Source organism: Synechococcus sp. WC101, from assembly GCF_047461555.1.
In the GTDB taxonomy this organism is placed as follows: Bacteria; Cyanobacteriota; Cyanobacteriia; order Thermostichales; family Thermostichaceae; genus Thermostichus.
In genome coordinates, this window is the sequence record NZ_JANSHG010000262.1 from 1 (window position 1) to 2,045 (window position 2,045).

3 protein-coding genes are annotated in these 2,045 nt (G+C 55.5%); 1 reads left to right on the top strand and 2 read right to left on the bottom strand.

Annotated features, from left to right (window positions below):
* The coding region (locus NW809_RS12215; RefSeq protein ID WP_414402263.1) for a DUF2470 domain-containing protein at positions 1-127 on the top strand (127 nt) is incomplete at its 5' end.
* A 51-nt stretch (positions 128-178) separates the two neighbouring features.
* Here the strand turns inward: NW809_RS12215 and grxC are convergent.
* Positions 179-439 carry a glutaredoxin 3 gene (gene grxC, locus NW809_RS12220; RefSeq protein ID WP_011429436.1) on the bottom strand — a complete coding sequence of 87 codons (261 nt, stop codon included), beginning with the start codon at positions 437-439 and terminating at the stop codon, positions 179-181.
* 65 nt (positions 440-504) lie between these two features.
* The coding region (gene polA, locus NW809_RS12225) for a DNA polymerase I (RefSeq protein ID WP_414402262.1) at positions 505-2,045 on the bottom strand (1,541 nt) is incomplete at its 5' end.

Genomic DNA, 2,045 nt, shown 5'->3' on the forward strand with positions numbered 1-2,045 from the left:
GGATGGGGCTGTGCGGAAGCTGCGCATCCCCTTTGATCACCCTCTCAAAGATTCTGAAGATGCCCACCACACCCTGATTGCCATGCTCAAACAAGCCCGTGCCCAGCTCAGGCAGGCCGCCGGTTAGCCACAAGTTAACGGGTTTGGATCCCGCCCAGGCTAGCAGGAAAGCAGGCAGCTAGCTGGCCTGCTGCAGGAGCAAATCCAGCTTGCCCTGGGCCTCAAGGGCGTAGAGGTCGTCGCAGCCGCCGATGTGCTGGTTGTTGATGAAAATCTGGGGCACGGAGCGGCGCCCGTTGGCCCGCTTGGCCATCTCCGCCCGCGCCGCCTCATCCCCATCGATGGCGTATTCGATGTACTTCACCCCTTTGCGATCCAACAGTTGCTTGGCGCGGATGCAGAAGGGACAAAAACGCCACGTGTAGATCTCAACGGCCATAGGGAGATAACCAACACTTTCACACACTTTTACATAGCTTAACATTTCTCCGAGGCCGGGATCCCTTAGTTGGCCTCCTTCCAGTTGTGGCCAATTTGAATGTCCACCACCAGCGGTATGGAAAGGGGCACTGCCTCTTCCATTTCTCTTTGAATGAGGGGCCGTAAGTCCTGCCATTCGGAGGGCTCTACTTCAAACACCAGCTCGTCGTGAACCTGCAAAAGCAAACGCGAGCGAAAATGCTGCAGCTTTTCCTGCAAGCGCACCATGGCCACTTTGATGATGTCTGAGGCGGATCCCTGGATGGGGGCGTTCACGGCAGCCCGCAGCTCGGCCTGTTTGCGATGGCCGGATAGCTGAGACAAATTGGGAAAATAGCGACGGCGGCCTAAAAGGGTTTCCACATAGCCGTGCTTTTCCACAAAGGCTTCGGTGGCACGGAGATAGGCAAAAACGCCGGCGTAGCGCTCGTTAAATCGCCGCAAAAATTCCTTCGCCTCCGCTAGAGAGACGCCGGCAGTGCGGGCAAAACGCTGCGCCCCCATGCCGTAGATCACCCCATAGTTAATCGTCTTGGCCAGGCGGCGTTCTTCGCTGGTTACTTCTTGTTTTTCAAAGAGCAAGCGAGCGGTAAGGGTGTGCACATCTTCCCCTGAGCGAAAGCCCTCGATGAGCGTTGGCTCTTGGCTGAGGTGGGCCAAGATGCGCAGCTCAATTTGTGAGTAGTCAGCTGAGGCCAACAACCACCCCTCTTGGGGAATGAAGGCCTGGCGAATGCGGCGGCTGAACTCGCTGCGGATGGGGATGTTTTGCAGGTTGGGGTTAGAGGAGCTGAGTCGGCCAGTAGCGGTAACAGTCTGGTTGAAGCTGGTGTGCACCCTACCCGTATCGCGTCTTACCAGAGCCGGCAGCGCGTCCACATAGGTGGATTTGAGCTTGGCCAGGGTGCGGTACTGGAGAATGGTTTCAATGACTGGGTGATCCCCTTCCAGCTTTTCCAAAACCGAGGCGTCGGTGGAGTAGCCGGTGGCCGTCTTGCGAGTTTTGCGGACATCTAGCTTGAGCTTTTCAAAGAGCAGGGATCCCAGTTGTTTGGGAGAGTTGAGGTTAAAAACCTCGCCTGCTTGGGCGTAGGCTTTCTGCTCCAGAGTCTGCAGCTCTTTTTCCAGTTCCTGAGAAAACTGCTTGAGAAACTCAGTGTCGATGCGGATGCCGACCCACTCCATTCCTTCCAAAACATGAGCCAAGGGCAGCTCCACCTGGATAAAAAGGTTCCAGAGGCGTGGGTCAGTTTGCTGTAGCTTTTCGGTGAGGATGGGCACCAAACGATAGGCGCAGTAGGCATCAGTTCCGCAATATTCTGCCACTTTGGGGATAGGCAGATCGGCAATGGAGTCTGCTTTGCCCAGCAGCTTTTCATAGCTGGTGGTGGGTAAATTTAGATAGGTAGATGCCAAATCAGCCAAGTTGTGGCTAGCTTCTGGATTGAGCACATAGCTAGCCAACATGGGATCAAATTGGATCCCTTGTAGGCGGATGCCATGAGCGCGAAAAATGCTGAGATCATACTTGCAGTTTTGCAGGCTTTTGGGGCGACTGGGATCCT

Coding starts and splice junctions, on each gene's coding strand:
- grxC (WP_011429436.1), bottom strand. CDS start 439: ATGGCCGTTGAGATCTACACGTGGCGTTTTTGTCCCTTCTGCATCCGC.